This is a genomic window from Aeromonas cavernicola, assembly GCF_002795305.1.
Taxonomy (GTDB): Bacteria; Pseudomonadota; Gammaproteobacteria; order Enterobacterales; family Aeromonadaceae; genus Aeromonas; species Aeromonas cavernicola.
Genome location: NZ_PGGC01000256.1, coordinates 1 through 1,121 on the forward strand (window position 1 = coordinate 1; position 1,121 = coordinate 1,121).

Genomic DNA, 1,121 nt, shown 5'->3' on the forward strand with positions numbered 1-1,121 from the left:
CAGATAATCATCGAGCTCCTGCGCCGTGGGCATGGCGGGAGCGCAGCCGTGGCGTGACACCACCAGCGCGCCACAGGCGTTGGCATAAGTACACGCCTGCTGCCAGCCCTCACCCCGTAAATAGCCACGCAACAGCCCCGCCATGAAGGCATCCCCCGCCCCCAACACATTGAGCACCTCGACCCGTACTCCCTTGACCGCCACCCCCTCATCGAGCGAATCAGGGATCGCCGCACTAAACACCACGCAACCCAGCGGCCCCCGTTTGCACACCAGCTCAGCAGCGGTCAACTCCCGCACTCGGCGCAGGGCGGTCAGGGTATCGCTGGACCCACCGGCAATGTGAAACTCCTCTTCGGTGCCGACAATTAGATCAAACAGCGGCAGCACCTCTTGTAGCTGGGCGGTCACCGACTCATTGGCAATGAAGCGGGTTTCGCCATCCCCCAGCGAGGTGAGCCCCCACAGCACCGGCCGATAGTCGAGATCGATGGCCGTCTTGACCCCATGCCGACGGGCATAGTGCAACGCCGTCAGCACCGCCGCGCGGGTATTGGGATGGGAGAGGTGAGTACCGGTGATGGCCAAACAACGGGCCGAGGCGATAAAGTCCTCGTCGATGTCATCACGGGTGAGGGCCATGTCGGCGCAGTTATCGCGATAAAAAATCAAGGGAAAGGTCTGTTGATCCTTGATCCCCAGCAGCACCAGCGCGGTCAGGTGGTCATGGTCGGTAATCAGGTGACTGGTATCACACCCTGCCCGGGTCAGCTCCTCGCGCAAGAAGCGGCCCATGTGTTCATCTCCCACCCGCGCCAACATCGCCGATTTCAGGCCAAGGCGCGCGGTGCCTAACGCCACGTTACCGGATGAACCGCCAAGGTATTTGGCAAATGAGCCCATATCCTCTAACCGCGCCCCGATCTGCTGGCCATACAAATCCACCGCAACTCGGCCAAGGCAAATCAAGTCCAACTTTTTTTCACTGTTCATGAGTGACTCCAAACTGGCTCCCTCGGGAGCCGTGCGCCGCCAAAGCGGCCACGGAAAAATGGGCACTGGGCCGCCTAACATGCACTGACATCCACCCAGCGCGCCTCGGCATGGGATAACGCAATGGC

At 61.2% G+C, this 1,121-nt stretch carries 1 protein-coding gene; it reads right to left on the bottom strand.

Annotated elements, in window-relative coordinates; translation table 11 throughout:
* Positions 1–993 (bottom strand): 5-dehydro-2-deoxygluconokinase (iolC, locus tag CUC53_RS18360; RefSeq protein ID WP_100295416.1); only part of this gene is annotated, 993 nt, incomplete at its 3' end.
* Between the last annotated feature and the right edge of the window lie 128 nt (positions 994–1,121).